Source organism: Bifidobacterium sp. LH_450, assembly GCF_056356715.1.
Map to the genome: position 1 here is coordinate 108,120 of NZ_JBKEUU010000002.1, position 25,101 is coordinate 133,220.

Consider the following 25,101-nt stretch of genomic DNA (forward strand, 5'->3'; position numbering starts at 1 on the left):
CTGCCAGTGGGAATGTTGAAGCGGCCTAAACGATTGCTTCTGATTTCTTAGATTGCGCGTGGCGGACGCGCTGGGGGAGGACCTGGTTGGCGCGGATGCGGCCAAGGTCCGTCGTATAGGGGTCGACGGCGCCCACGAGGGGGTCGGCCAGCTGGAGGATGCGGGCGATGCTCAGCAGCGAATCGGTTCCGTACGGCGGGGGTGCGGGCTATACTCGATAGCTGGCAGCCGACCTCGATGGCGGTGAGCCGTAACCATAACCATCTGTATTGCGCATGGCCAGGGGCCGTCGACGCCGGCATTGCGGCGCGGGCCCCGCGCCAGCGTGGCTGGAGAATATCGCAGGATGACAGAAGAGAAGGAACCGGGGAAACTCAATGCCGATGCCCGCGCAGCGGGAGCGACGCTGGACCAGTCGCTCGCCTCGCGCGCGAAAGGACCGAAGAAGGGCGTGCCGAAAGGCTGGATCGCAGCGGTCGTCGTCGTGGCGCTCGTCGTGGCGTTCGCCGTGGCGTGGCTGGCCCCCAAGCGCAGCGCCGAAGCCGTAAGCCGGCAGGATACGGTGACGATCGGCCTGAAGCTCGCGCCCACCAATCTCGATATCCGTTCCACGGCCGGATCGGCCATCGACCAGGTGCTCATCGGCAACGTCTATGAAGGGCTCGTGGCGAAGAACGAGTCGAACGAAGTGGTGCCGGCGCTCGCCAAAAGCTGGACGGTCAGCGACGACGGCCTGACCTACACGTTCGACCTGCATGAAAACGCGACGTTCTCGAACGGCGATCCGGTGACCGCCGACGATGCCGCCTGGTCGATCCAGAGCCTGATCGACAACCAGTATGCCGACTACGACCAGCTTGAGCACTTCAAGTCGGTCAGCGCGCCCGACTCCCACACGGTGGTCGTCACGCTCAGCGAGCCCTACGCCGAACTGCTGTGGGTGCTCACCGGACGCCCGGGCCTCGTGTTCGACAGCAAGGTCGAGAAGGACGCGTCGACGGCGACCGACCTGAAGACGGACGCGCTGGGCTCCGGCCCGTACGCCATCGGGCAGTTCAACGAGAACGATTCGGTCGTCCTCAAGGCCAACGGCTCCTACTGGGGCGACAACAAGGCGCAGACCGGCACCGTCGTGCTCAAGTACTACGCCGACGACAACGCCGCCGTCAACGCGCTGAGCGCCGGCGACGTGCAGGTGCTGGCGCCGATCAACGCGTCGCTCGCCAGCCAGTTTGAGAACGACGACGCCTACGTCGTCAAGACGGGCGACGGCACCGACAAGTACGTGCTCGCCATGAACAACGGCAAGGGCGCCGCGACCGGCGACATCAAGGTGCGCCAGGCCATCCGCTACGCCATCAACCACGACGAGCTCATCGCCTCCCGCGGCGGCACCGACGTGGCGCTCGGCGGCCCGATTCCCTCGCTCGACCCGGGCTACGAGGACCTGACCGGCCTGTACCCGTACGACCTCGACAAGGCGAAGGAACTGCTCGCCGATGCCGGCTACGACGAAGGCAACCCGCTCAGGCTCACGCTGACCTACGCGAACACGTACGGCACCGAAATCGGCGACCAGCTGCGTTCGCAGCTGAAGAAGGCGAACATCGACCTGACCGTCAACGTCGTCGAGTTCTCCACCTGGCTGCAGCAGGTCTACACCGACAAGGACTACGACCTCTCGCTCGTCGACCACAACGAGAGCCACGACTTCGTCAACTTCTCGCGCCCCGACTACTACTTCAACTACACGGGCGACCATAGCGGCGACGTGCGCAAGCTGACCGAACAGGCGCTTTCGAGCGCCGGCCAGGAGGAAAGCGAAGCGCTGCTGGCGAAGGCCGCGCGCCTCGTTTCCGAAGACGCCGTATGCGACTGGCTGTTCAACTACCGCATCACGACGGCGATGAACGCCGGCGTTTCCGGCTTCCCGGTGAACATGAACCAGACGGTGCTCCCGCTCTACAACGTCGTCTACGTCGCCTGAGGGGAGGAAAGGCAGCCTCTATGAGATTCATCCTGCAGCGGCTTGCGCTGCTCCTGCTTGCGCTCGCCGTCGTATCCATCGTCGTGTTCGCGGCGATCCGCGTGCTGCCCGGCGACGTTGCTTCCGTCATGGCCGGCATCAACGCCTCCCCGCAGCGCGTTGCGGCGCTGCGGGATGAACTCGGCCTCAATGAACCGCTGGCGGCGCAGTATGCCGACTGGATTCGCGGCTTGCTGACCGGCGACTTCGGCTCGTCGATGCTCACCGGCCAGCCAATCGCCTCCACGGTGGCGTCCCGCGCCAGCGTGACGTTCCCGCTCATCGTGCTGGGGCTGCTCGTGGCGCTTGCCGTCGGCGTGCCGCTGGGCTGCGCCGCCGTACTGGCCCGGCGTCGCTGGGTGCGTTCGACGCTGCATGCGCTCGCCATCATCGGCGGAGCGGTTCCGGCATTGTGGGCCGGGCTGCTGCTCATCATGCTGCTGGGGCGCGGCGTGGGCCTGTTCGGCATCCTTCCCTCGCAGGGATTCCCGCTGGAAGGGTGGTCGGGCGATTGCTCCGGCGCACTGGCCAGCCTGCTGCTGCCGGCCCTGGCCACCGGGCTGATCGTCGGCGCGTCGATCATGCGCTACACCCGTTCGGCGTTGCTGGAGGTGGAAGGCAGTGGCGACGTCATCGCGCTGGCGATGGCATGCGGCATGACGCGCCATCGCGCGATGCTGACGACAGGGCTGCGCCTGGCGATGCCGCAGCTGGTATCCGTCGTCGGCCTGACGTTCGCGGAAATGATCACGGGCGTCATGGTCATCGAGAACCTGTTCGCGCTTCCCGGCATCGGCACCGGCCTGGTCAACGACATCGGCCAGCGCGACCTCATCGCCGTGCAGAGCGAGCTGTTCCTGCTGGCGGCGTTCTTCCTGGTCATCGGGTTCGCCGTCGACGTCGCGCATCGCCTGCTCGACCCCAGGCTGGAGCGTGCGGCATGAACCTGAACAAGCATATGCGTCGCGCCGGCATCGTCATCGCGTCGATCTGGCGCAAAGGCACCGGCAAGTTCTCCATGATCGTGCTGGGCCTGTGGGTGCTCGTGGCGCTCGTGTCGCTCGTATGGACGCCGCGCTCGCTGTGGGATACCGACGGCTTCAACGTATGGTCGTCGCCCTCGTCCGCGCACTGGCTCGGCACCGACGGCACCGGCGCCGACGTGTTCAGCTGGCTGATGGCCGGCTCCGCTACCAATCTGCTCATTGCGCTGCTCTCCGCGGCGGTGGCCACGCTGATCGGCACGCTGCTGATTGCGGCGATGCTGGCGCGGGGGCCGCGCCTGTCGGCCAACGCCGGGTCGTCGCTGGGGGCGCATGCGGCGGTCGTCGGCGTCGACGCGCTCATCTCGATACCGACGATACTGGTCGCGCTGATGCTGGCCGTGCCCTTCGGCGCGTCGATCTGGGTCATCGTCGCCGCCTGCGGATTGAGCTACGGCCTCAATCTTGCGCGCGTCGCCCGGCCGGCGGCCCTGCTGGCCGCCAACAGCCAGTACGCACAGGTTTCGCGGCATGCCGGCGCGTCCTTCTCCTATATCTTCCGGCGCCATGTGCTGGGCAATATCCGGCCGGTCATGACGGTACAGCTGTCGCTGGCGGCCGGCACGTCGGTGCTGGCCGAGGCAGGGCTGACCTATCTGGGGGTCGGGGTGCCTTCCGGCACGCCAAGCTGGGGGCATTCGCTGGCGACGTCGGCGAAATTCATCACCGCCTACCCGGCGACGGTGCTGTGGATCGGACTGGCGGCGACGCTGGCCGTGCTGGCCATCAACCTGTTCGGGGACTGCCTGCGCGACGCGTGCGATCCGCTGGCGAATCCGCGACTGCGGGAGCAGCCCGCAAAGGAGGGAAGCGCATGGGACTTCGCGTCGACGGACTGACTGTCGGCCACGGCGGCCATGCCATCGTCGACGGCGTGACGATGGCGATTGGCGACGGCGAACGCGTCGGGCTGATTGGCTCGTCGGGTTCGGGCAAGTCGATGATCGCCCGCAGCATCGCCGGGCTGCTGCCGGATACGTTCACGGTGGCCGGCAGCGTCACGATGGACGGCCAGCCGCTGCTGGGGCTGTCCGACGCGGACATGGCGCAGCTGCGCGGGGCGGCCATCGGCATGGTATTCCAGAACCCGCGTTCGGCGCTCAACCCGGTGCTGACGGTGGGCCAGCAAATCGCCTTGCCGCTCAAGCTGCACTACGACCTGACGAAAACGGAACGCAGCGAACGCGTAGCGGCCATGCTGCAGCGCGTCGGGCTGGATGCGGCGCTGGCTTCGCGGCCCGTGCTGGCGCTTTCCGGCGGCCAGCAGCAGCGCGTCGCCATCGCCACGGCCCTGGTGACGTCCCCGCGGCTCATCATCGCCGACGAGCCGACGACGGCGTTGGACTCCACGACGCAGCGCCAGATCGTCGACCTGCTCGTTTCGCTCGTCGATGGCCTGGGTGCCTCGATGCTGTTCATCACCCATGATTTCTCGGTGCTCGCCCATGCCACCACGGCCACCTACGTGCTGCAGCGCGGGCATATCGTCGAGCATGGGGCTACGTCCGCGCTGCTGGAGCGTCCTGAAAGCGCGGCGGCCCGCGAACTGGTGGACGCCGCACGCGCGCTGACGCTGACGCGCTGATATGCCGACCGGCCGGGGCGTGAAAGACGACGGCCTATACAACCTATACAAGGGGAGGATGCCGATGACGGAGTCGGTTGCGGTGCTTGCAGGCACCGGGCTGCGCAAATCCTATGGGCGCGGGCGCAAGCGCGCCGAAGTGCTTCATGGCGTCGATATCGGGGTCCATGCCGGCGAATGCCTGGCGATCATCGGGGAATCCGGCTCCGGCAAGACGACCGCCTCGCGCATCCTGTTCGGGCTTGACGACGCGGATGGCGGCGACGTGGCGTTCGAAGGGCGTTCGCTCGCCGGCAAGGAAGGCCGCGCTGCGCTGGGGCGCCTGCGCGACGCCAGCGGCATCGTCACGCAGAATCCGTTCGATTCGCTTGACCCGCGCTGGACGGCGGGGCAGTCGGTGGCCGAACCGCTGCGGCTGCGCGAGCGTTCGCTGGAATCCGGGCAGGTGGCCGCACGGGTGGCGCAGGCGCTGGAGCTGATGGCGTTGCCTCCTGCCGATTTCTTCGGGCGGTATCCGTGCGACATGTCTGGCGGCCAGGCCCAGCGCGTCGCCATCGCCCGCGCTATCGTGACGTCTCCGGCGCTGCTGCTGGCCGACGAGCCGATGAGCGCCGTCGACGTGGCGGCCCGCATCCAGATCCTCGAAGCGTTCGAGGCGATCCGCGAGGCGCGCCCCGAAACGGCGATCGTGATGGTGTCGCACGATCTGGGCGTCGTGCAGCATATCGCCGATACCATTATCGTCATGCAGGATGGCTGCGTCGTCGAGCGGGGAACGGCGGCGCAGGTGCTTGCCGACCCGCGCGAGCCGTATACGAAAACGCTGGTACGGGCCGCCACGCTCTAGGCGGTAGCGGAAAATCCTCAATCTTAGTAAAATTTTTACCAAGATTGTTGGCGCCAACGGCAATGAACGCCGGGAAGGGGAATGGATGGTCACCATCAAGGACATCGCGAGGGAATCGGGCTTTTCGCCGGCCACCGTGTCGCGCCTGCTCAATGGGGACCCCACGCTGAGCGTCCGCGAGGAAACGCGCCGCAAGATCATCGAAACGAGCGAGGCGCTCGGCTACGCCGTGCAGGCCAAGCACGTCACGATGCCCAGGCGCATCGCCATCCTCGACATCATCAACCCCGGCGACCACGTGCAGGACGAGTACTTCAGCTCGCTGCGCGACATCGTCGAACGCTGCGCCACGAAGCAGCGCATGGAATACACGTTCTACCATGCGGTGGCCGACCTCATCGCCGACGCCGAGCTGTATGACGGCTTCATCGTCGTCGGCGCGGAGCTCATCACGCAGGACGACCTGATCGATCTCAAGAAGGCGCTGCCGTTCGGCGTGTTCCTCGACATCAACCCGGCGCCCAGCCTCTTCGACTCGGTCCAGCCCGACCTGTCGCAGACGGTGCTCGACGCGCTGGACGAATGCAGGAAGGCAGGCATGCGGCGCATCGGCTACATCGGGGGACTGGGGCGCATCATGGGCACGCACGACTATCCGGATGACGTGCGCCACGTGGCGTTCGAGAACTGGGCGCCGCGCCTGGGCCTCGATACCGACGGCTACATGTTCATCGACGGCACGTTCAATGTGGAAACGGGGCGCCGGCTTGGCGAACGCATCATCGCCGAGCTTGGGCCCCGCGGCTTGCCGGACGCGTTCATCTGCGCCGCCGACGTCATCGCGGTCGGCGTGCTGCAGGCATTCAATGCGGCCGGCATCATCGTGCCGCGCGACGTTGCGCTGATTTCCGTCAACGACCAGCCGATCGCCCAGTACACGTCGCCACCGCTGACGACGTACCGCATCGACCAGCAGGACCTGGCGGACAGCGGCATCAGGATGCTCGCGGAGGCGATCTCCACGAAACGCGAGGTGCGGCACCATCTGCTCATCTCCACGAATCTCGTAGTCCGTTCCAGCTTCATCCCCGCCTAGCCAACGCCTCGCTGGAACATTCCACCTCGCCTACGTTCCAGTCGCTGACAGCACGTAAGCGACTGGAACGTTCCCATCGGACTACTTTCCAGTTGCTGACCAAGCCTGAGCGACTGGAAAGTAGTATTTCTTCTACATTCCAGTCGGTGGGGACGCGTGAGCGACTGGAACGTAGCAGGCCGCCTACGTTCCAGCGGTTTTTGGGGTAGAGGTGGGAAGAAAAGATGGGAGGGCGGCCCGCCAAGGGTTGCGACAAACGGGCCGCCCCATGTGTCCGCGCCCGGAAAACTGCGAAAAGGCGCGGAACGCAGGGGCGACGCTGCCCCGGCCGCCGTCAAAGGGGCATGACGGCGACATCGAGCGCCAGCGGCTCGCTGGCGGGAATCTGGTATTGGCGATGGACCGGCGCGCCCCACGAATCGTCGCCGCCGACGCCCATCTGCGCGGCGAACAGCCGCAGCCACGAATAGCGGGGCTCCGGCAACTCGTTCTGGTGGCGCGCCTGCTCGATGTCGAGCGTGGCGTAGGGCAGCAGCGACGCCGCGAACGTGCCGTCGCCGTTGATGCCGCCGGCAGCCGACGCCCGTTCGATGCGCAGGCCGTGGCCGTCGATGTCGGTGACATCCATCCAGCGCACGCCTTCATGGTTGCCGGTTTCCTGCGGCACCAGGTACGGCGCCATCGATTCGGCGGCGGTGGACTGCCAGATGCCCAGCTTGCCCCCCGCGTTGCGGTCCCGGTACGTTTCCTGCGGTCCCGGACCGTAGAACCGGATGCGCTCGTAGCGCCCTGGCAGCATCCATTCGAGGCCGAATGCCGGCAGCGACGGCGCGTCGACGCCGCCGGGGTACGTCGCCGTCAGCCGCATGCGCCCGTCGGCGCCGATGCGGTAGCGCACGGTGACGCGCGTGCGGTTCGGCTCGGCAAGTTCATAGACGTACGTGCCTTCGATCCGCCCCTCCTGCGTGGCGAACGTGGCGTCGACGCACCGCGCGTAGCGGCCGGCGCCGAACCATTGTGCGCGCTCGAAGCCGGAACCGCAGCCGCGGTCGTTGTCGGTCAGCGGCCGGAACGTGAGCAGCTGCGGCGCCCGCAGCGCCATCTCGCGGCCTCCGAAGTGGTACGACACCAGGCCGCCCTGCGTGCGCGAGAGCATCGCTTCGCCCAGCGGGCCGGCGATGCCGACGTTGAACCGGCCGTCGGCGATGCGCCCCGCCGGTGCGGGTGCCGGCTCGGCGACGTGCGCGCGGCCCACGACCGTCTGGCCGAACGCCAGTTCGTAGCCAGCCGGCGCCCAGTCGGCCGGCGAGGCGAGCCGCTGGCTGACTTCGGCGACGTATTCGACGCCGTCGTCGCAGGCGTGCGCCGGAATCGGGAACGGCACGTCGAAGCGCCGGGAAGCGCCGGCCGGCACGTCGAAGCGCAGGTCCTGGCTCCAGATTTCCTCGCCGTCGGCCAGCAGCCGCGCGCGGAACGCCGAGCTGGCCGTCGAAACGAACAGGTTGCCGTTGGTCACCGTCACGCCGCACGCGTCCGGCACCAGCTTCACGTTCGCATAGCAGGCCTTCACTTCCTGCGCCTTCGGGGAGACGGCGCGGTCGGCGAACACGATGCCGTCGCCGGAGAATTCGTAGTCGTGCGGCCGGTCGCCGAAGTCGCCGCCGTAGGCGAGCCGCACCGAACCGTCGTTGCCGGCGCCGTCGCGCTGCCAGAGGGCCTGGTCGATGAAGTCCCAGATGAAGCCGCCCTGGTACTTTTCGTAGCGTTCCAGCTGCGTATAGAGGTGCAGGCCGCCGACTGAATTGCCCATCGCGTGCATGTATTCGCACGACACGAACGGCTTGGCCCCGTCGCCCTGCACATACGAGGCGATTTCGTCGGGCTTGGCGTACATGCGGCTCTCCACGTCGGAAACATGGTCGAAGGCGCGGTCGTGGAACACGCCTTCATAATGCACGAGGCGGTGCGGATCCAGTTCGCGCGCCAGGTCGGCCATCGACTCGAACACGCTGCCGCCGAACGATTCGTTGCCCAGCGACCACAGCAGCACGCTCGGATGGTTGAAATCGCGCCGTATCATCGAGGCGAGCCGGTCAAGGCAGGCGTCGCGCCATTCGGGACGGCTGCCGGGAATGGCGGTATCGGGCGTTTCGGCGTCGCCGGGCGCCGCCCAGGTGCCGTGCGTTTCGAGATTCGTTTCGTCGATGACGTAGATGCCGTATTCGTCGCACAGGTCGTACCAGCGTTCCTGGTTGGGGTAGTGCGACGTGCGCACGGCGTTGATGTTGTGCCGCTTCATGAAGCGCACGTCCCACAGCATGTCCTCTTCGGTGACGGCACGGCCGCGCGCCGCGTCGAACTCGTGCCGGTCGACGCCCTTGAACACGATCCGCTTGCCGTTGAGCTTCATGATGCCGCCGGACAGCTCGAACCGCCGGAAGCCGACGTGCAGCGAGCGGCGCGACACGGTGCCGTCGGGTGCCGCCAGCGCAATCTCAAGCCGGTATCGCGTCGGTTCCTCCGCGCTCCACGGCCACACGCCGCCCAGCTGAGCCCGGAACGCCGCGCGGGGGGCCGCTTCGCGTTCCTCGCTCCAGATTTCCCTGCCGGTTTCGTCGAACAGCGCGGCCTGCAGCGTGGCTCCTTCCAGATTTCCCGCGGCGTCGACGGCGACATCGAGCGTGCCGGCGCCGGTCGGCGCGTCGTAGTCGGCGACGGCGCGCACGTCGGCGACATGCGCCGGTTCCAGCGCCGTCAGCTTCACGCTGCGGAACAGGCCGTACAGGCGCCAGTAGTCCTGGTCTTCCAGCCAGCTGGCGCTCGAGTATTCGAAGCAGGCGACGGCCAGCAGGTTGCCGGCTGGCTTGAGGGCGTCCGTCACGTCGAACGACGCCGGGCAGAACGAATCCTCCGAATAGCCGACGAACGCGCCGTTGAGCCACACGTAGATCGCGGTCTGCGCGCCGTCGAACGTCAGCGTCACGCGGCCGCCGCGCGACAGGGCGTCCAGCATCGCCCCGTCGGCGTCGAAGCGGCGCCGGTACAGCCCGACATGGCCGTCGGGCGTGGCCGGCGCCTCGACGTCGACGTGGCCGTCCCACGGGTACTGGATATTGACGTACTGGGGCCCGAAGAAGCCCTGCAGGTTCAGATGGCCGGGCACGTCGGCGGTGGCGTATGCGGCGTCGTCGCCTTCGGCGGCGAACGGCGGCACGCAGCCGTCCACGATGCCGCAGCCGCAGCGGCGGGCGAGGCGCACCTGCCAGCGGCCGTCGAGCGATTGCGTGGCCGCGCCGTCGAGCGAGGCGTGGGCGGGCAGCCGGTTGACGGCGAAGACGTCGGGGTCGTCGATCCACGCGATGTCGGCGTGGCCGGCCTGCAGCGGCTGGGGGATGGATGGATGCGTGGCGGTGTGTGTCATGGCGGAGTCTCTCCTTGGTCTGATCACGTCGTTGTGACATGAAGAGTAAAAAGCATTACTAAAAATCTTACCTAATGAAACGCCGGAACGCAAACCTAGGCTGTAAGCGCTCTTCCGGAGGTTGGGAAACGGTTGCGAATCCTTGCGACACTCCGAAGAGGTATGCTGGATTTTACTGAACTGAAGTAAATTAATATACTCATTTACGTAAGTTCATTTCCGAACGGTCACGGACGATCGCAAAGAAACCGCCTGAACCTCCTCACGAAAAGAGCAATCATGAAGGAAGCAACGCAGCCAATGGAGGCTGGAACGAAACCAAAGGTGCATTACGGGCGCCGCATCGCCTTCGCGATGGGCAACCTCGGGCAGTCGGCGTTCTACAACGCGCTGTCCACCTATTTCGTCGTCTATGTCACCAGCGCGATGTTCATCAACGTCGACAAGGACCTCGCCACCCGCATGATCGGCATCATCACCGGACTGATCGTCGTCATCCGCATCGCCGAGATCTTCATCGACCCGCTGCTGGGCAACCTCATCGACAACACGACGACGAAGATGGGCCGCTTCCGGCCATGGCAGCTTATCGGCGGCATCACGTCGGCGGTGCTGCTGATGGTCGTCTACACCGGCCTGTTCGGCCTGGTCAACGTGTCGGAAACCTGGTTCATCGTCCTGTTCATCATCGTGTTCATCGTGCTCGACGTGTTCTACTCGATGCGCGACATCTCCTACTGGGGCATGGTGCCGGCGCTGTCCGAGGACTCGCATGAGCGCTCCGTCTACACGTCGCTCGGCTCGTTCACCGGCTCGATCGGCTACAACGGCATCACCGTCATCGTCGTGCCGCTCGTAACGTTCTTCACCTACAAGTTCACCGGCGAATGGACCGAAGGGCAGTCCGGGTGGACGTCATTCGGCATCATCGTCGGCCTGCTGGGTATCCTCACGGCGCTGTGCGTGGCGTTCGGCACGAAGGAAAGCGAGAGCGCGCTGCGCAGCAAGGCGCAGAAGAACGGCAACCCGATCCAGGCGTTCGGCGCCATCGTCAAGAACGACCAGCTGCTGTGGGTGGCGCTGAGCTACCTGCTCTACGCCATCGCCAACGTCGCGACGACCGGCGTGCTGTTCTACCTGTTCAAGTTCGTGCTCGGCATGCCGAACGCCTTCTCCATCGCCGGCGTCATCCCGATCATCATCGGCCTGATCGCGGCCCCCGCCTACCCGGTGCTCAACAGGTTCATCCCGCGCAAGTTCCTCTACGTCGCCGGATGCGTGTTCATGATCGCCGCCTACCTGATGTTCATCTTCGGCTCCAAGTCGCTGCCCGTCATCATCGTGGCGCTCGTGCTCTTCTACATCCCCGGCACGCTGATCCAGATGACGGCCATCCTGTGCCTGACCGATTCGATCGAATACGGCCAGCTCAAGACCGGCCGGCGCAACGAGGCCGTCACGCTGTCGGTGCGCCCGATGCTCGACAAGATCGCCGGCGCGTTCTCCAACGGCATCGTCGGCTTCATCGCCGTCGCCGCAGGCATGACCGGCACCGCCACCGCCGCCGACATGACGGCGTTCAACATCCACACCTTCTCGGTCTTCGCCTACTACATCCCGCTGGCCCTGATCGTGCTCAGCCTGCTCGTGTTCCTGTTCAAGGTCAAGATTGACGAGAAGGAGCATGCGCGCATCGTCAAGGAGCTCGAACGCAAGCTGGCCGAGGGCGAACTGGCCGAAGAACCGGTGGCCGACGAAGCGGCCGCCTACACCGAAGTGCCGCAGGTCGTGGAAGCGAAGTAGGCAGGAAAGGCGCACGTAGCGCAACCGGTTGGGAATCTCATACAAAGGAAACAGCAATGGAACGCAACGCAACCTCTGAACCCCGCGGTGAACGCCGCTGGCCGCAGCTGCTGGGCGCCTCGGCGCGCGGCATCGCGTACGGCGGCGACTACAACCCCGACCAGTGGCCCGAGGAGATCTGGGACGAGGACGTGAAGCTGATGAAGCAGGCCGGCGTCAACGTCGTCTCGCTGGGCATCTTCAGCTGGGACCGCGTGCAGCCCTCCGAAGGCGAGTGGGATTTCGCATGGCTCGACCGCATCATCGGCAAGCTCGGCGCCGCCGGCATTTCGGTCGACCTGGCCACGATGACGGCGGCCGCGCCGCTGTGGCTGTACGAAACGTACCCCGAAGTGCTGCCCGTCGAGGCGGACGGCACCGTCGTCAACGCCGGCAGCCGCCAGTCGTGGCGCCCGACGTCCCCGGTGTTCCGCAAGTTCGCGCTCGAGCTCGTACGCAGGCTCGCCGAGCGCTATGGCGACAACCCCGCCGTCACCGCCTGGCACGTCGACAACGAGCTCGGCTGGAACAACCGCCATGACTACTCGGACGACGCGCAGCGGGAATTCCGCCGCTGGTGCGCGCGCAAGTACGGTTCTGTCGAGGCGCTCAACGAGGCATGGGGCACGGCGTTCTGGTCGCAGCACGTCAACTCGTTCGACGAGGTGCTCCTGCCTCGGCACATGGGCGCCGATTCGATGGCCAACCCGGCCCAGCAGCTCGACTTCGAGCGGTTCGGTTCCGACTGCCTGCTGGACTTCTACCACGCCGAGCGCGACGTCATCCGGCAGATCTGCCCGGACAAGCCGTGCACGACGAACTTCATGGTCTCCACCGACCAATGCTGCAACGACTACGCCAAGTGGGCGCGCGACGTCGACTTCGTGTCGAACGACCACTATTTCAAGGACGGACCGGAGCACCTGGCGGAACTGGCATGCTCGGATTCGCTCGTCAGCGCCTTCGCCGCCCACGAACCCTGGTACCTGATGGAGCACTCGACGTCCGCCGTGCAATGGAAGCCGTTCAACGCGCGCAAGCGGCACGGCGAACTGGTGCGGGACGCGCTCGCCCACGTCGCGTTCGGCGCCGACGCCATTTGCTTCTTCCAGTGGCGCGCCTCGCGCTCCGGCGCGGAATGCTTCCATTCGGCGATGGTGCCGCATGCCGGCGCCGATTCGAAGGTCTTCCGCGAGGTATGCGAGCTTGGCGGGCTGCTGGAAACGCTCGGCGAGGCGGGGGTGCCTGGCTCGCGGATGGCTGCGTCGCCGTCGCGCACGGCCATCCTGTTCAGCGCCGACTGCGAATGGATGACGCGCTGCGAAACGCTGCCGTCCAGCCAGCTCAACCACTTCCACGCCGTGCGCGACTGGTATTACGCGTTCCTCAACGCGGGTCTGCGCGCCGACGTCGTGCCCGCCGCGGACTTCGTTGGGGCCGACAGGTCATGGCAGGCGGCCGGCTACGATACGGTTGTCCTGCCGACGATGGTGAACGTGTCCTCGGAACTGGCGGCGGCCGCCGAACGGTTCGCGGCGGCCGGCGGCACCGTCGTCATCGACTATGCGACGGGCTTGACCGACGACGACTACAAGGTGGCGCTTGGCGGCTACCCAGGCATGCTGCGCGGGGTCGCCGGGGTACGCAGCGAGGAATTCAACCTCCTCGCCGGCGACGAGGAAGCGGGCGGCGCAGCCGACGATTGCTGGGTATCCGAGGACGACCCGGGGTTCGTGCGGCTCGACAACGGGGCGACGGCGCGCCGCTGGGCCAACGTCGTCACGTCCGTGGACGGCTCGGCCACCGTGCTCGCGCGCTATCTCGGGGCGGAGGCGGAAGACTGGGAGCTCGACGGCGTGCCGGCAATCGTGCGCAACGCCGTCGGCGACGGCGAAGCGTTCTATATCGGCTGCGATCTCGACGTGGCCGACATGACCGCGTTCGTCGTCGCGCACCTGGGCGCTGGCTCCGGCGCCCGCGAACTGCCTGGCGTCATCCATACCGTCCGCGAAGCGGCGGCCGTGGATGGCAAAGCGGGGCGCCGTTTCCATTTCTACCTGCCGACCAGCAAGTTCGGCGCCGAACTGGCTCCTGGCTGCGTCGCCGGCGAGCCGGTCGTGCAGTACCGCTGCGACGGCGCGTCCGGCGACGGCTCGTGGCGGCTCGACCGCAACGGCGTCCTCGTCACGGTGGAACGCGCCGCCAGCTGACGGCGCGCCCTGTGCCGGCGACGTTCAAGCGGCCAGCGAATCCAGCGCCTGCTCGAGGTCGGCGATGAGGTCCTGCGGGTCCTCCAAGCCGGCTGACAGGCGCACGAGATTGGAGGGCACCTGCAGCGTCGTGCCGGCCACCGACATGTGCGTCATCGCCGCCGGCACCTCGATCAGGCTTTCGACGCCGCCGAGCGATTCGGCAAGCGTGAAGATCTTCGTCGCCCCGGCGAACCGTTCGGCCGCCTGCATGCGCTCGCCGTCGGTCCGCCCGGCGAGCTCGACCGACACCATGCCGCCGAAACCGCCGTGCATCTGCCGCGCGGCCACCGCATGGCCCGGGTGCGATTCGAGGCCCGGATACCATACGCGCTCTACTTCGGGGCGCTCTTCAAGCCAGCGGGCGACGGCCATGGCGTTGTCGCTGTGGCGGCGCATGCGCAGCTCCAGCGTTTTAAGGCCCCGGATATCCAGCCACGAGTCGAACGGGGAGGGTACCGCGCCTGCGGCGTTCTGCAGGAACGCGACGGCGTCGGCGATGCCGTCGTCGTTGGTCAGCACGGCGCCGCCCACCACGTCGGAATGGCCTCCGATGTATTTCGTCGTCGAATAGGCCACCGCGTCGGCGCCGTCCGCCAGCGGATGCTGCAGGATCGGGGAGGCGAACGTGTTGTCGACGGCGAGCAGCGTGCCGGTTTCATGTGCCAGCGCCGCCGCCAGCGCGATGTCGGTGATGCGCAGCATCGGATTGGTGGGCGTCTCCACCCACAGCACGCGGTAGCTCTTCGCATGCAGCGCCCGGTTGAGTTCCGCAGCATCGGATGTGTCTACGACGTCGATCTGCACGCCCCAGGGCGCGAACACCTGCGCGAGTAGCCGGTAGGTGCCGCCGTACACGTCGTTGCCGATGAGGATGGCGTCGCCGGGCTTGAGCAGCGACCGCAGCAGCACATCGATGGCCGCCAGCCCCGACGAGAAGCTCGCCGCATGCGCCGCGCCCTCCACCGAGGCAAGCTGGCGGTCGAAGGAGGTGCGGGTCGGGTTGATCGAGCGGCTGTAGTCGTGGCCTCCGCGCAGGCCGCCTACGCCGTCCTGCTTGAACGTCGACGTCATGTAGATCGGCGTGGATACGGCGCCGGTGGCGGCGTCCGGCTCCTGGCCGGCGTGGATGGCGCGGGTGGCCACGGCGCTGGAAGCGAGGGCCTGGGCATCGGAGGCAATGGTCGTGGAGTGCATCGTAAGGTTCCCTTTCTCGTCGGTTCCGGTTTCGATCGTGCCTTAGGCGGCCTGCGTCTGGCGGCTGGCGGCGAAGGCGCTTTCCACCGGGGACGGCTGCGCGGTTTCGGCGACAACGCGCCCGAAGCCGTTGGCGACCATCCAGCGGTCGTTGAAGATCTTCTCGAGGTAGCCGCGGCCGGAATCCGGCGCGAGGACGACGACGGTAGCCGATTCGTCGAGATTGTGGGTGCGGGCGTATTCGATGGCCGCGGCGACGGCCATGCCGGAGGAACCGCCGACGAGCATGCCTTCTTCGGCGGCCAGCCGGCGGGTCATCGCGAACGCCGTGCTGTCCGGAATCTGGACAATGACGTCGGGAACGGAACGGTCGAACGTGGCGGGATAGAAGTCCTCGCCGACGCCCTCGGTGGCGTACTGGTGGACGTTGCCGGGGTCGGAATAGATCGAGCCTTCCGGGTCGGCGCCGATGACGGTGACCGCTCCTGCCGACATTTCCTTTAAGTACCGTCCGGTGCCGGAAATGGTGCCGCCGGTGCCGACGCCGGCGACGAAATGGGTGACCTTGCCGTCGGTATCGTTCCAGATTTCGGGACCGGTGGTGAAATAATGGCTTTCCGGTCCGTTGGGGTTTTCGTACTGGTTGGGCTTGAACGCGCCCGGAATGCCGGCGGCCAGCCGGTCGGACACCGAATAGTAGGAGCGCGGGTCGTCGGGGTCGACGTCGGTGGGGGTGACGACGACGGTCGCCCCGTAGGCGCGCAGCACGGCGCGCTTGGATTCGGAGACCTTGTCGGGCACGACGAACACGGTGCGGTAGCCCTTCTGCTGGGCGACGAGCGCCAGCCCCACGCCGGTGTTGCCGGAGGTGGGCTCGACGATGGTGCCGCCGGGCTTGAGCTTGCCTTCGCGTTCGGCCGCTTCGATGATGCGCGCGGCGATGCGGTCCTTCGACGAGCCGCCGGGGTTGAGGTATTCGAGCTTGACGGCGATCGTCGCGCGCACGTCCGGCGCGACATGGTTGAGGCGCACGAGCGGGGTATTGCCAATTAATTCGGTGATATTGGATGCGATGACCATGGGAAAATCCTTGCGTTTCGTAACAGGGGCGATTGATGAAAAGAAGAGTGAAGCAGAAAGCGAAATCGACGCAGAAAATCTGAAACGAAAAGCAAAGGGATAATTCCAGCAACGCAAGAAGAAAAATAAAGAAAGCGTCGCTACCAAAGCGAAGGTTTCATGGGTTGCGCCGATACGGCGCCGCACAGGGCGGTGCTCATCGACAGCAACAACACATGAAATTCGTCATGCGCCCCATCTTAGCCCAACTCCCGACATCCGAAGGAGATGTATCACATTGTGAACAATGGGTGTCAGATAAATATCAACTATGTATGCAACAGTGGCTAAGGCATGTGTATGTGGTTTTCTTCCAGCCGTAGGACCGGAAGAAAAACCATACGGGGCCTTGACAGGTCGCTGGAATCATCAATCAATGGAGAAGCCGGTATTCACTGACTGGAAGGCATGATGGCATCGATGATGAGCGATGCCATGCCGCACAGCAGGCCGCCTACAGGCCAGTACACCCAGAACAGTTCCTGATTGCCGATGCTCCATACGCCGAACATGGACAGAAGCGCCAGAATGGTTGCCAGCAGCATGATGGACCCGCATACAGCGTTCTGGATGGTCTGTTTACGGCTGCCGTCGGCACTGTGTGTCTCCGATTCGTCGTTTTCCTCGTTGTAGGAGTCGATATCCATCCGGCGATGCATGAGGGAGCCGTGGATGATAATCGTGACGCCCGCGGCAACGCAAGCCAGGAACAGCGTTAATGGCCAGCCGTCGGAGTCATGGCCTGTGAGCGATTCGCAGGCGACAGGAATCACGGTGCTCAGGACAATGATCCCGATGCCGCTGACTAACGTGAGTGCGAACGATTTGCGGTCGGCTTCACGCTCCTCTTCGGTATAGAAGTCGACAACGAACGGATGCTGTCGCTTGAACGATTCATGCGACAGGCTGGCTGGAATGATCAACGCAAGACCAGCCACCACGCCGATGAATACGCACAGGGTCAGCAGCGCTTCATTCAGCGGATTGACGCCTAGGACGGATGCGTTGCCGTCAAAGAGCATGCCGACGGCCACGCCGAGGATGATGGCGCCCACGCCGAGTGCGATATTGCCGGCGAATGCGCGCATCTGCTGGTCGTAGCCGGTGGCATCCTGCACGGGTGCATCCGCATGTGGCATATCGTTCTGGGACGGGTCATCAGCGGAGCGGGGGATGGTCCCGGATCCAGGCCGGGACACATCGCCCAGTACCAAGTCGTCCAGCGTGCATTCAAACAGGTCGCAGATGATGAGTAGCTTGTCCATTTCCGGATAGGCCTTCTCGCCTTCCCACTTGCTGATGGACTGCCGGGATACGCCGAGGAGCATGGCCATCTGTTCCTGACTCATGTTGCGTTGGCGTCGGAGAGCCTGCAGATTGGTGGAAAACGTCATGGTTCTCTTCTCTTTCCGAAGTGTATAGGGGATGCCCGCCCATCCCTCATGTCCGGTCCATTGTAGGGAAAGCCTTGAGGGAAGGAGCGATGCTCCCACTATGCGGCAGACGCGCCTGGCATCGCTACCAACTTCAGGTTGACTTGCGCCACGCACCTGCAACGCGCTGTCAACCAGCGGTTGCATCGGCGCAATTCCAACGGTTGCATAACCGGTTATCGGAAGAATCATGCACGTTGAATGACCACGATGCGAACGCCATGGTTGGGATATAAGCCTGCGAAACCATAATTCGCCACGGCTTGTGGATCAACGTGACCCCATGCGACGTCGTCTCCGCCAGTCCGCTACAGCAGCGAAGGCCTTGACGTTTCCTCCACGACGTCGGCGAAGCCGTTGTCGCGCATCCAGTCGTCGTCGAAGATCTTCTCGAGGTAGCCGCGGCCGGAATCCGGCGCAAGGACGACGACGGTGGCCGACTCGTCGAGGCCATGCTCGCGCGCATACCGGATCGCCGCCGCCACGGCCATGCCTGAGGAGCCGCCGACGAGCATGCCTTCCTCGGCGGCCAGCCGGCGCGTCATGAGCAGCGCGTCGTGGTCGTTGACGGTGATGAGCTCGTCGGGAATGGAACGGTCGAACGCTTCGGGGAAGAAGTTCTTGCCGACGCCTTCGATGGCGTAGCCGTGCGTCGAGCCGTCGGGGCTGTTGAAGATCGAGCCGTCCGGATCGGCTCCGATGACGGTGACCGCGCCGCCCGACATTTCCTTCAGGTAGCGTCCGGTGCCGGAAATCGTGCCGCCGGTGCCGATGCCGGCGACGAAATGGGTGACCTTGCCGTCGGTATCGCGCCAGATTTCCGGACCCGTCGTCAGGTAGTGGCTTTCGGGGCCGTTCGGATTGGAATACTGGTCGGGCTTGAACGCGCCGGGAATCTCGGCCGCCAGCCGGTCGGACACGGCATAGGACGACGTCGGGTCTTCAGGCGGCGCGGCGGCCGACGCCATGACGAGTTCGGCGCCGTAGGCGCGCAGCACGGCGCGCTTGGACGGCGACACCTTCTCGTCGATGACGAAGATGGTGCGGTAGCCCTTCTGCTGCGCGATCATCGCCAGCCCGACGCCGGTATTGCCGGAGGTGGGCTCGACGATGGTGCCGCCGGGCTTGAGCTTGCCTTCGCGTTCCGCCGCCTCGATGATGCGCGCGGCGATGCGGTCCTTCGACGAGCCTCCCGGGTTGAAGTATTCGAGCTTGACGGCGATCGTCGCGCGCACGTCCGGCGCGACATGGTTGAGGCGCACGAGCGGCGTGTTGCCGATGAGTTCAGAAAGATTGCCCGCAATGGCCATGCTGCTCCTTAGGTTCGTCGCGGCGTCGAAGCGGCAGCCGAAAGCCGTCGTAACGCACCAACCTACCGTCCGCGCGATGCGCGCCGCCGGCCCCGTTCCGCATCGTGGAACCAGCGGCCGGTTGGTACACTGAAACGCATGGCTACGGATTGCAACGGCGACGCGGCGCTGGGGGCGCTCAAAACGGTATTCGGCTACGACGGCTTCCGCACCGGCCAGCGCGACGTCATCGACGCCGTCATGGCAGGGCGCGACGCGCTCGGCGTCATGCCGACCGGCGCCGGCAAATCGCTGTGCTACCAGATTCCCGCCACGCTGCTGCCCGGCGTCACGCTCGTCATCTCCCCGCTGATCTCGCTGATGAAGGACCAGGTCGACGCGGCCAACGAGAACGGCATCCCGGCGGCCTACATCAACACGACGCAGACGCCCGACGAGCAGGCGATGGTGCTGGCGCAGGCCTCGCGCGGCGACGTCAAGCTGCTCTACGTCGCGCCCGAACGGCTCGAAACGCCCCGGTTCCAGGCGTTCGCGTCCCACGGCGCGCTGTCGCTCGTCGCCGTCGACGAGGCGCACTGCGTGTCGCAATGGGGGCAGGATTTCCGCTCGTCCTATCTCGCCATCGGCGACTTCCTGCGCGCGTTGCCGGACCGCCCTCCGGTGGTCGCGCTGACGGCGACGGCGACCGAGCGCGTACGCGGCGATATCGTCCAGCTGCTCGGCCTGGCCGACCCTTCCGTGACCGTGACCGGCTTCGACCGCGACAACCTCTATTTCGACGTCGAGCGGATGGCGGCGCGCGACAAGACGCCCTGGATCGCCGACTACATCGCCGCGCACCCCGGCGAAAGCGGCATCGTCTACTGCGCCACGCGCAAGGAAGTGGAGCGCGTCGCCGCCGCGCTCGGCGCCCTCGCCTACCACGGCGGCATGGATGCGGCCACGCGCGAGCGCGCCCAGCGGGCGTTCATCAACGACGAGGCGCCGGTCATCGTCGCCACGAACGCGTTCGGCATGGGCATCGACAAAAGCAACGTGCGCTTCGTCATCCACCACAACATGCCGGAAAGCATCGAGGCCTACTACCAGGAGGCGGGCCGCGCCGGCCGCGACGGCGAGCCGAGCCGCTGCACGCTGCTGTGGAACGACGGCGACGTCAATACGCGCCGCCGCCTGCTCGACATGGACTCGGGCAACGACCGCCTCAGCGACGAGGAACGCGGCATCGTCCACGCCGCCAAGCGCCGCCTGCTCGACGTCATGGTCGGCTACTGCCGCACGACCGAATGCCTGCACCGCTATATGACGCGCTATTTTGGCCAGGAGGACGACGGCTCGCCGTGCGCCGGCTGCGTCAACTGCGAGCGCGGGTTCACCACCGTCGACGTCAGCCGCCAGGCGCGGCTGGTGAGCATGTGCGTCCACGACGTGGGCCAGTCGGTCGGCGCCGGCAAGATCGCCGGCATCCTGCGCGGCTCGAAGGCCCAGCCGATCCTGGCGATGGGAGGCGACCGGCTGCCCACCTACGGCCAGCTGGAAGGTGAGGACGAGGGGTCGTTGCGCGACCTGATCAACCAGATGGCCGCCGACGGGTTCCTCTCGATCGCCGCCGGGCGCCTGCCAATCGTGGGGTTCGGCCCGCGCGCCGTGGAAACGGTCAGCGGGGATTTCCACTACGAGATCAAGAAGACGGAGCCCCGGTTGCATGCCCGCCGCTCCGCCGATCCGTCGGCCCCCGGTTTTTCGGGGACGTTCGGGGCGAACGGTTCCGGCGACGACGAGCTGTTCGAAGCGCTGCGCCAGCTGCGCCTGCAGATCGCGCGCGAAGCCGGCAAGCCGCCGTACATCGTCTTTTCCGACCGCACGCTGCGCGACATGGCGGCGCGGCGGCCGGCGAACCGGGAGGAATTCCTCGCCGTCAACGGGGTGGGGGAGAAGAAGTTCGCGCTCTACGGCGAGCGCTTCCTCGCGGCGATCGCGTCGGCCGGCCAGTGAAGACTTCAAGATTCCCGTCCCACCCGCGCCGCACAATCGTGAACTATGACTGACCAGACTCCGGTAGTGGAAAGCTTCCAGCTCGACCATACGAAAGTGAAGGCGCCGTACGTGCGCTATATCGACACGCAGACGGGGCCGAACGGCGACGTCGTGTCGAACTACGACCTGCGGCTTGTGCAGCCCAACGAGAACGCGATTCCCACGGCCGGCCTGCACACGATCGAGCATACGATCGCCGTGCTGCTGCGCGAACGCATCCCCGGCTACATCGACTGTTCGCCGTTCGGCTGCCGCACCGGCTTCCATCTGCTGGCGTGGGGCGAGCATTCGACCGAAGACGTCGCCCGGGCGCTCAAGGAATCGCTGGAGTTCATCGCCAACGAGGCGACGTGGGACGACGTGCCGGCCACGACGGCCGAAAGCTGCGGCAACTACCGCGACCACAGCCTGTTCACGGCGAAGGAGTGGGCGAAGAAGATCCTTTCCGAAGGCATCAGCTCCGACCCGTTCGAACGCAAGGTGGTCTGAGCCGATGGCGCAGGCTTCAACGCGAAGGTTCCGCCACGGCACGATGCGCGATTTCGAGGCGATGCAGCATATCTACGGGCATGCCCGCGAACTGATGGCGCGCAACGGCAACCCGACGCAGTGGGGCACGACGTTCCCGCGCACCGAAGTCGTGCTCGACGACATCGCGCAGCACCGCACGGTGCTGCTCGTCGACAAGGCCGAAGGCAGGGAACGCATCCTCGCGCAGTTCGCGCTGTGCACGGGGGAGGACCCCACCTATCAGACCATCGAAGGGGCGTGGCTGGACGACGCCCCGTACGTCACCATCCACCGCATCGCCTCGTCGGGGGTGGCGCGCCATGCCGCCCGCGAATGCATTGAATGGGCGCTGCGGCACTACGGCAACGTGCGCGTCGACACGCACCCGAACAACAAGGCGATGCAGCACGTGCTGGAAACGGCCGGCTTCGCCCGCTGCGGCCTCATCCAGCTCATCGATCGCGACGAGGACACGACCCGCATCGCCTACCAGCGCCACGAATGGTAAGCGTCCCTGTGCGGCGGCGTGCCTACGTCGCCGCACAGCGCCACAATAGGGGCCATGACTGTCAGCGCCAGCTCCAAATGGGAATTCTCGAGTGAACAAGGCAAAACGAACTATCTTGCGGCATGCCGCCGGTATCCGGCGCAGGCCATCATCGACCTGAAGGCGCTGCGCGACAACATGCGCCGGCTGGTGGACACCGTCGGCGCCTCCGAAGGCGACACCGAAGTGATGGGCATCGTCAAGGCCGACGCGTACGGCCATGGGCTGGTCCCGACGGCGCTCGCCGCGCTGGCCGGCGGCGCCACGTGGCTGGGCACCGCCCAGGCGCGCGAGGCGCTGCTGCTGCGCGAAGCGGGCATCGGCCCCGAACGCGCCCGCATCCTGACCTGGGTCAACAACCCGGTGCTCGCCCCCTACGACGACCTGATCTGCGCCGACGTGGACATCTCCGTCGGCACGATGGACGCCATCGACGAAATAGCCGCGGCCGCCCGCAAGGTGGGCCGGCGTGCCCGCGTGCACGTGAAGGTCGACACCGGCTTCGGGCGCAACGGCTTCCTGCCAGCCCAGTTCGACGAGGCCCTGGAACGCCTCGTTGCCCTCGAACGGGAGGGCGTCTTCGACATCGTCGGCCAGCTCAGCCACCTGTCGGTCGCCGACGCCCCCGACTCGCCGCAGTTCGTGGCCGAAACGGACCGGCAGATCGCCGTGTTCGGCGAATTCACCGCCCGCATGGAACGCGCCGGCATCGCGCCGCGCATCCGGCACCTGGCCAATAGCGCGGCCACGCTGACGCGTCCGGAAATCCACTACGAACTGGTGCGCCCCGGCGTCGCCTTCTACGGCTACGAAGCGGACCCGGCGATGGGCACGCCGCAGGACTACGGCCTCAAGCCGGCGATGACGCTGCAGGCGCAGCTGAGCTCCGTCAAGGACGTGCCGGCCGGCCAGGGCCTCAGCTACGGGCGCGTCTACCTGACCGACGGGCCGACGGCGGCCGCCATCGTGCCGATCGGGTACGCCGACGGCATCCACCGCACCGCCTCCGGCTTCGACAAGGCCGGCGCGGCCGGGCAGGACAAGCCCGGCGGCCCGGTGCGCGTCATGACCAGCCACGGCCCGCGCCTGGCGCGCGTGTCAGGGCGCGTATGCATGGACCAGTTCATCATCGACCTGCATGGGTCGATGGAGGAGCTGGGCGTGCACGTCGGCGACACCGTCGAACTGTTCGGGCCCGGGCGGGGCGAGGACTACTGCGAGCCCACGGCCGACGACTGGGCGCGCGCCGCCGGCACGATCAGCTACGAGATCTTCACCTGCCTGCGCAACCGCATCCCGCGGCTGTACCTCAACGCCCGCGAAGTGCTGCCCGAAGAGGACGTCGCCAAGCTCGACCCGTTCTCGCTGCTCTAGCCGCCTGCGAACCGCGGCGCGAACGGCTATCCTCGAAAGCAGGAACTGCCCGCGGCATCAAGGGGGCGCAACAATGGACGGCCAGGCGAATCTTGAAGGGTACGAACCGCGCGACATGGAGCGCTGGGCGCCGGAAGCCGCCAAGTCGCCGTCGCGCACCGAATTCGAACGCGACCGCGCGCGCATCATCCATTCGTCCGCGCTGCGCAGGCTGGGCGCCAAAAGCCAGATCCTCGTGGCCGGCACCGACGATTTCGCGCGCACCCGCCTCACCCACACCCTCGAAGTGGCGCAGATCGGCCGGCAAATCGCCCAGCTGCTCGGCTGCGATCCGGACGTCGTCGACTGCGCATGCCTGGCGCATGACCTGGGCCACCCGCCGTTCGGGCACAACGGCGAACGGGCGCTGGCGGCCATCGCCACCCCGATCGGGGGCTTCGAAGGCAACGCGCAGACGCTGCGGCTGCTGACCCGGCTCGAGCCCAAGGTCTTCTTCCCCGACGGGCGTTCCGCCGGCGTCAACCTCACCCGCGCTTCGCTGGACGCCGCCATCAAGTACCCGTGGACCTACCGCGAGGCCGCGGCGCACCCCAAGGGCGAACGCAGCCTCAAGTTCTGCGTCTACCCGGACGACGAGCCGGTGTTCTCCTGGCTGGACGCTGGCAGCGGGCGCCACAGTCCGGCCGTTCCTGCCGCCTCGCCCACGGCGCCCCTGGCGCCCGTCGCGCCGGTCGCCCCCGCCACACCGATGGAATGCCAGGTGATGGACCTGTCCGACGACATCGCCTACAGCGTCCACGACGTCGAGGACGCCATAGCCACTGGCGCCTTCGAGCCGCAGGCGCTGCGCGACGAGCGCGAGGTGGCCCGGGTCGTCGACGATACCTGCGCATGGTACGGCAGCCAGTGGGAGCCGAGGCGCATCGAGCGCGCCTTGCTGCGCCTCGCCGGCCTCGGGGCGTTCCCCTCGTCCTTCGACGGTGGCAGGCGCGCCCTGGCACAGCTCAAGAACATCACCAGCATGCTGATCGGCCGCTTCGCCGGATCGGTGGAGCGCGCCACGCGCGACGCCTACGGCGACGGCCCGCTGACGCGCTACCATGCCAGCCTCGTCGTGCCTGCCCAGACGCGCTACGAGATCCTGGCGCTCAAGGGCATCGCCGTCCATTTCGTCATGGAGCCGCGGGAAGCCGAGCCGCTGCATGCCGAGGAGCAGCAGATCGTCGCCGACCTCGTCGACGTCATGATGGCCGACAGCCCGGCCCCCTCGGTCGCCCTCGAACCGGTATTCCTCGACGACTGGAGATGCGCGGAAAACGACGGCGAGCGCCTGCGCGTGGCCATCGACCAGGTGGCGAGCCTGACCGACGGCAGCGCCATGGCGATGCACAGCATCCTGTGCGGATAGGCGCGTCGCGGCGACGTCCCGCGCCGCGATGGGGGCCGCGGGTCCCATGCGCCCATG

The 25,101-nt window shown here is 66.6% G+C and carries 18 protein-coding genes; 13 read left to right on the plus strand and 5 right to left on the minus strand.

Features of this window, described 5'->3' with window-relative positions:
• Nucleotides 1-346: 346 nt before the first annotated feature.
• The 6 genes from AC1AXT_RS03050 to AC1AXT_RS03075 all read left to right on the plus strand — a co-directional run bounded on the left by AC1AXT_RS03050 (nt 347) and on the right by AC1AXT_RS03075 (nt 6,597).
• A complete protein-coding gene (locus AC1AXT_RS03050) occupies nt 347-1,987 on the plus strand; it encodes an ABC transporter substrate-binding protein (RefSeq protein WP_476539083.1) in 1,641 nt (546 codons plus the stop codon).
• Nucleotides 1,988-2,007: 20 nt separating this feature from the next.
• Complete coding sequence (locus AC1AXT_RS03055) at nt 2,008-2,970, plus strand: ABC transporter permease (protein WP_476539084.1); 963 nt, start codon at nt 2,008-2,010, stop codon at nt 2,968-2,970.
• Nucleotides 2,967-3,908: an ABC transporter permease gene (locus tag AC1AXT_RS03060; protein WP_476539085.1), complete on the plus strand. Its 942-nt coding sequence runs from the start codon at nt 2,967-2,969 to the stop codon at nt 3,906-3,908. Before AC1AXT_RS03055 ends, AC1AXT_RS03060 begins: the two co-directional genes overlap by 4 nt.
• The gene (locus tag AC1AXT_RS03065; protein WP_476539086.1) at nt 3,884-4,654 is read left to right on the plus strand and encodes an ABC transporter ATP-binding protein; all 771 of its coding nucleotides are present in this window, start codon (nt 3,884-3,886) and stop codon (nt 4,652-4,654) included. Before AC1AXT_RS03060 ends, AC1AXT_RS03065 begins: the two co-directional genes overlap by 25 nt.
• A gap of 58 nt (nt 4,655-4,712) precedes the next feature.
• Nucleotides 4,713-5,501: an ABC transporter ATP-binding protein gene (locus AC1AXT_RS03070; RefSeq protein WP_476539087.1), complete on the plus strand. Its 789-nt coding sequence runs from the start codon at nt 4,713-4,715 to the stop codon at nt 5,499-5,501.
• An 85-nt stretch (nt 5,502-5,586) separates the two neighbouring features.
• Nucleotides 5,587-6,597, plus strand: a complete 1,011-nt coding sequence (locus AC1AXT_RS03075) for a LacI family DNA-binding transcriptional regulator (protein WP_476539088.1) — start codon at nt 5,587-5,589, stop codon at nt 6,595-6,597.
• Nucleotides 6,598-6,931: 334 nt separating this feature from the next.
• Here the strand turns inward: AC1AXT_RS03075 and lacZ are convergent, their stop codons facing one another.
• Nucleotides 6,932-10,018: a beta-galactosidase, LacZ type gene (gene lacZ, locus AC1AXT_RS03080; protein ID WP_476539089.1), complete on the minus strand. Its 3,087-nt coding sequence runs from the start codon at nt 10,016-10,018 to the stop codon at nt 6,932-6,934.
• Nucleotides 10,019-10,297: 279 nt separating this feature from the next.
• Between lacZ and AC1AXT_RS03085 the strand changes: the two genes are divergently transcribed.
• Together AC1AXT_RS03085 and AC1AXT_RS03090 are read left to right on the plus strand one after the other, a co-directional pair.
• The gene (locus AC1AXT_RS03085) at nt 10,298-11,821 is read left to right on the plus strand and encodes a glycoside-pentoside-hexuronide (GPH):cation symporter (RefSeq protein ID WP_476539090.1); all 1,524 of its coding nucleotides are present in this window, start codon (nt 10,298-10,300) and stop codon (nt 11,819-11,821) included.
• 56 nt (nt 11,822-11,877) lie between these two features.
• A complete protein-coding gene (locus AC1AXT_RS03090; protein ID WP_476539091.1) occupies nt 11,878-14,070 on the plus strand; it encodes a beta-galactosidase in 2,193 nt (730 codons plus the stop codon).
• Nucleotides 14,071-14,094: 24 nt separating this feature from the next.
• Here the strand turns inward: AC1AXT_RS03090 and AC1AXT_RS03095 are convergent, their stop codons facing one another.
• The 4 genes from AC1AXT_RS03095 to AC1AXT_RS03110 form a co-directional block, all read right to left on the minus strand.
• Nucleotides 14,095-15,306: a cystathionine gamma-synthase gene (locus AC1AXT_RS03095; RefSeq protein WP_476539092.1), complete on the minus strand. Its 1,212-nt coding sequence runs from the start codon at nt 15,304-15,306 to the stop codon at nt 14,095-14,097.
• Nucleotides 15,307-15,348: 42 nt separating this feature from the next.
• A complete protein-coding gene (locus AC1AXT_RS03100) occupies nt 15,349-16,386 on the minus strand; it encodes a pyridoxal-phosphate dependent enzyme (protein WP_476539093.1) in 1,038 nt (345 codons plus the stop codon).
• A gap of 431 nt (nt 16,387-16,817) precedes the next feature.
• Complete coding sequence (locus AC1AXT_RS03105) at nt 16,818-17,819, minus strand: helix-turn-helix transcriptional regulator (RefSeq protein WP_476539094.1); 1,002 nt, start codon at nt 17,817-17,819, stop codon at nt 16,818-16,820.
• 347 nt (nt 17,820-18,166) lie between these two features.
• Nucleotides 18,167-19,168: a pyridoxal-phosphate dependent enzyme gene (locus tag AC1AXT_RS03110; RefSeq protein WP_476552860.1), complete on the minus strand. Its 1,002-nt coding sequence runs from the start codon at nt 19,166-19,168 to the stop codon at nt 18,167-18,169.
• A gap of 138 nt (nt 19,169-19,306) precedes the next feature.
• Here AC1AXT_RS03110 and recQ point away from each other — a divergent pair, with 138 nt between their 5' ends.
• The 5 genes from recQ (at nt 19,307) to AC1AXT_RS03135 (ending at nt 25,044) form a co-directional block, all read left to right on the plus strand.
• A complete protein-coding gene (recQ, locus tag AC1AXT_RS03115) occupies nt 19,307-21,163 on the plus strand; it encodes a DNA helicase RecQ (RefSeq protein WP_476562923.1) in 1,857 nt (618 codons plus the stop codon).
• 45 nt (nt 21,164-21,208) lie between these two features.
• Entirely contained in the window at nt 21,209-21,694 is a 486-nt protein-coding gene (locus AC1AXT_RS03120) for an S-ribosylhomocysteine lyase (protein ID WP_476539098.1), read from the plus strand.
• A gap of 4 nt (nt 21,695-21,698) precedes the next feature.
• Complete coding sequence (locus AC1AXT_RS03125; RefSeq protein WP_476539099.1) at nt 21,699-22,223, plus strand: GNAT family N-acetyltransferase; 525 nt, start codon at nt 21,699-21,701, stop codon at nt 22,221-22,223.
• Nucleotides 22,224-22,277: 54 nt separating this feature from the next.
• Nucleotides 22,278-23,636 carry an alanine racemase gene (gene alr / locus AC1AXT_RS03130; RefSeq protein WP_476562924.1) on the plus strand — a complete coding sequence of 453 codons (1,359 nt, stop codon included), beginning with the start codon at nt 22,278-22,280 and terminating at the stop codon, nt 23,634-23,636.
• Between the two features lie 73 nt (nt 23,637-23,709).
• On the plus strand, nt 23,710-25,044 hold the full coding sequence (locus AC1AXT_RS03135) for a deoxyguanosinetriphosphate triphosphohydrolase family protein (RefSeq protein WP_476562925.1): 1,335 nt from the start codon (nt 23,710-23,712) through the stop codon (nt 25,042-25,044).
• Nucleotides 25,045-25,101: the final 57 nt, after the last annotated feature.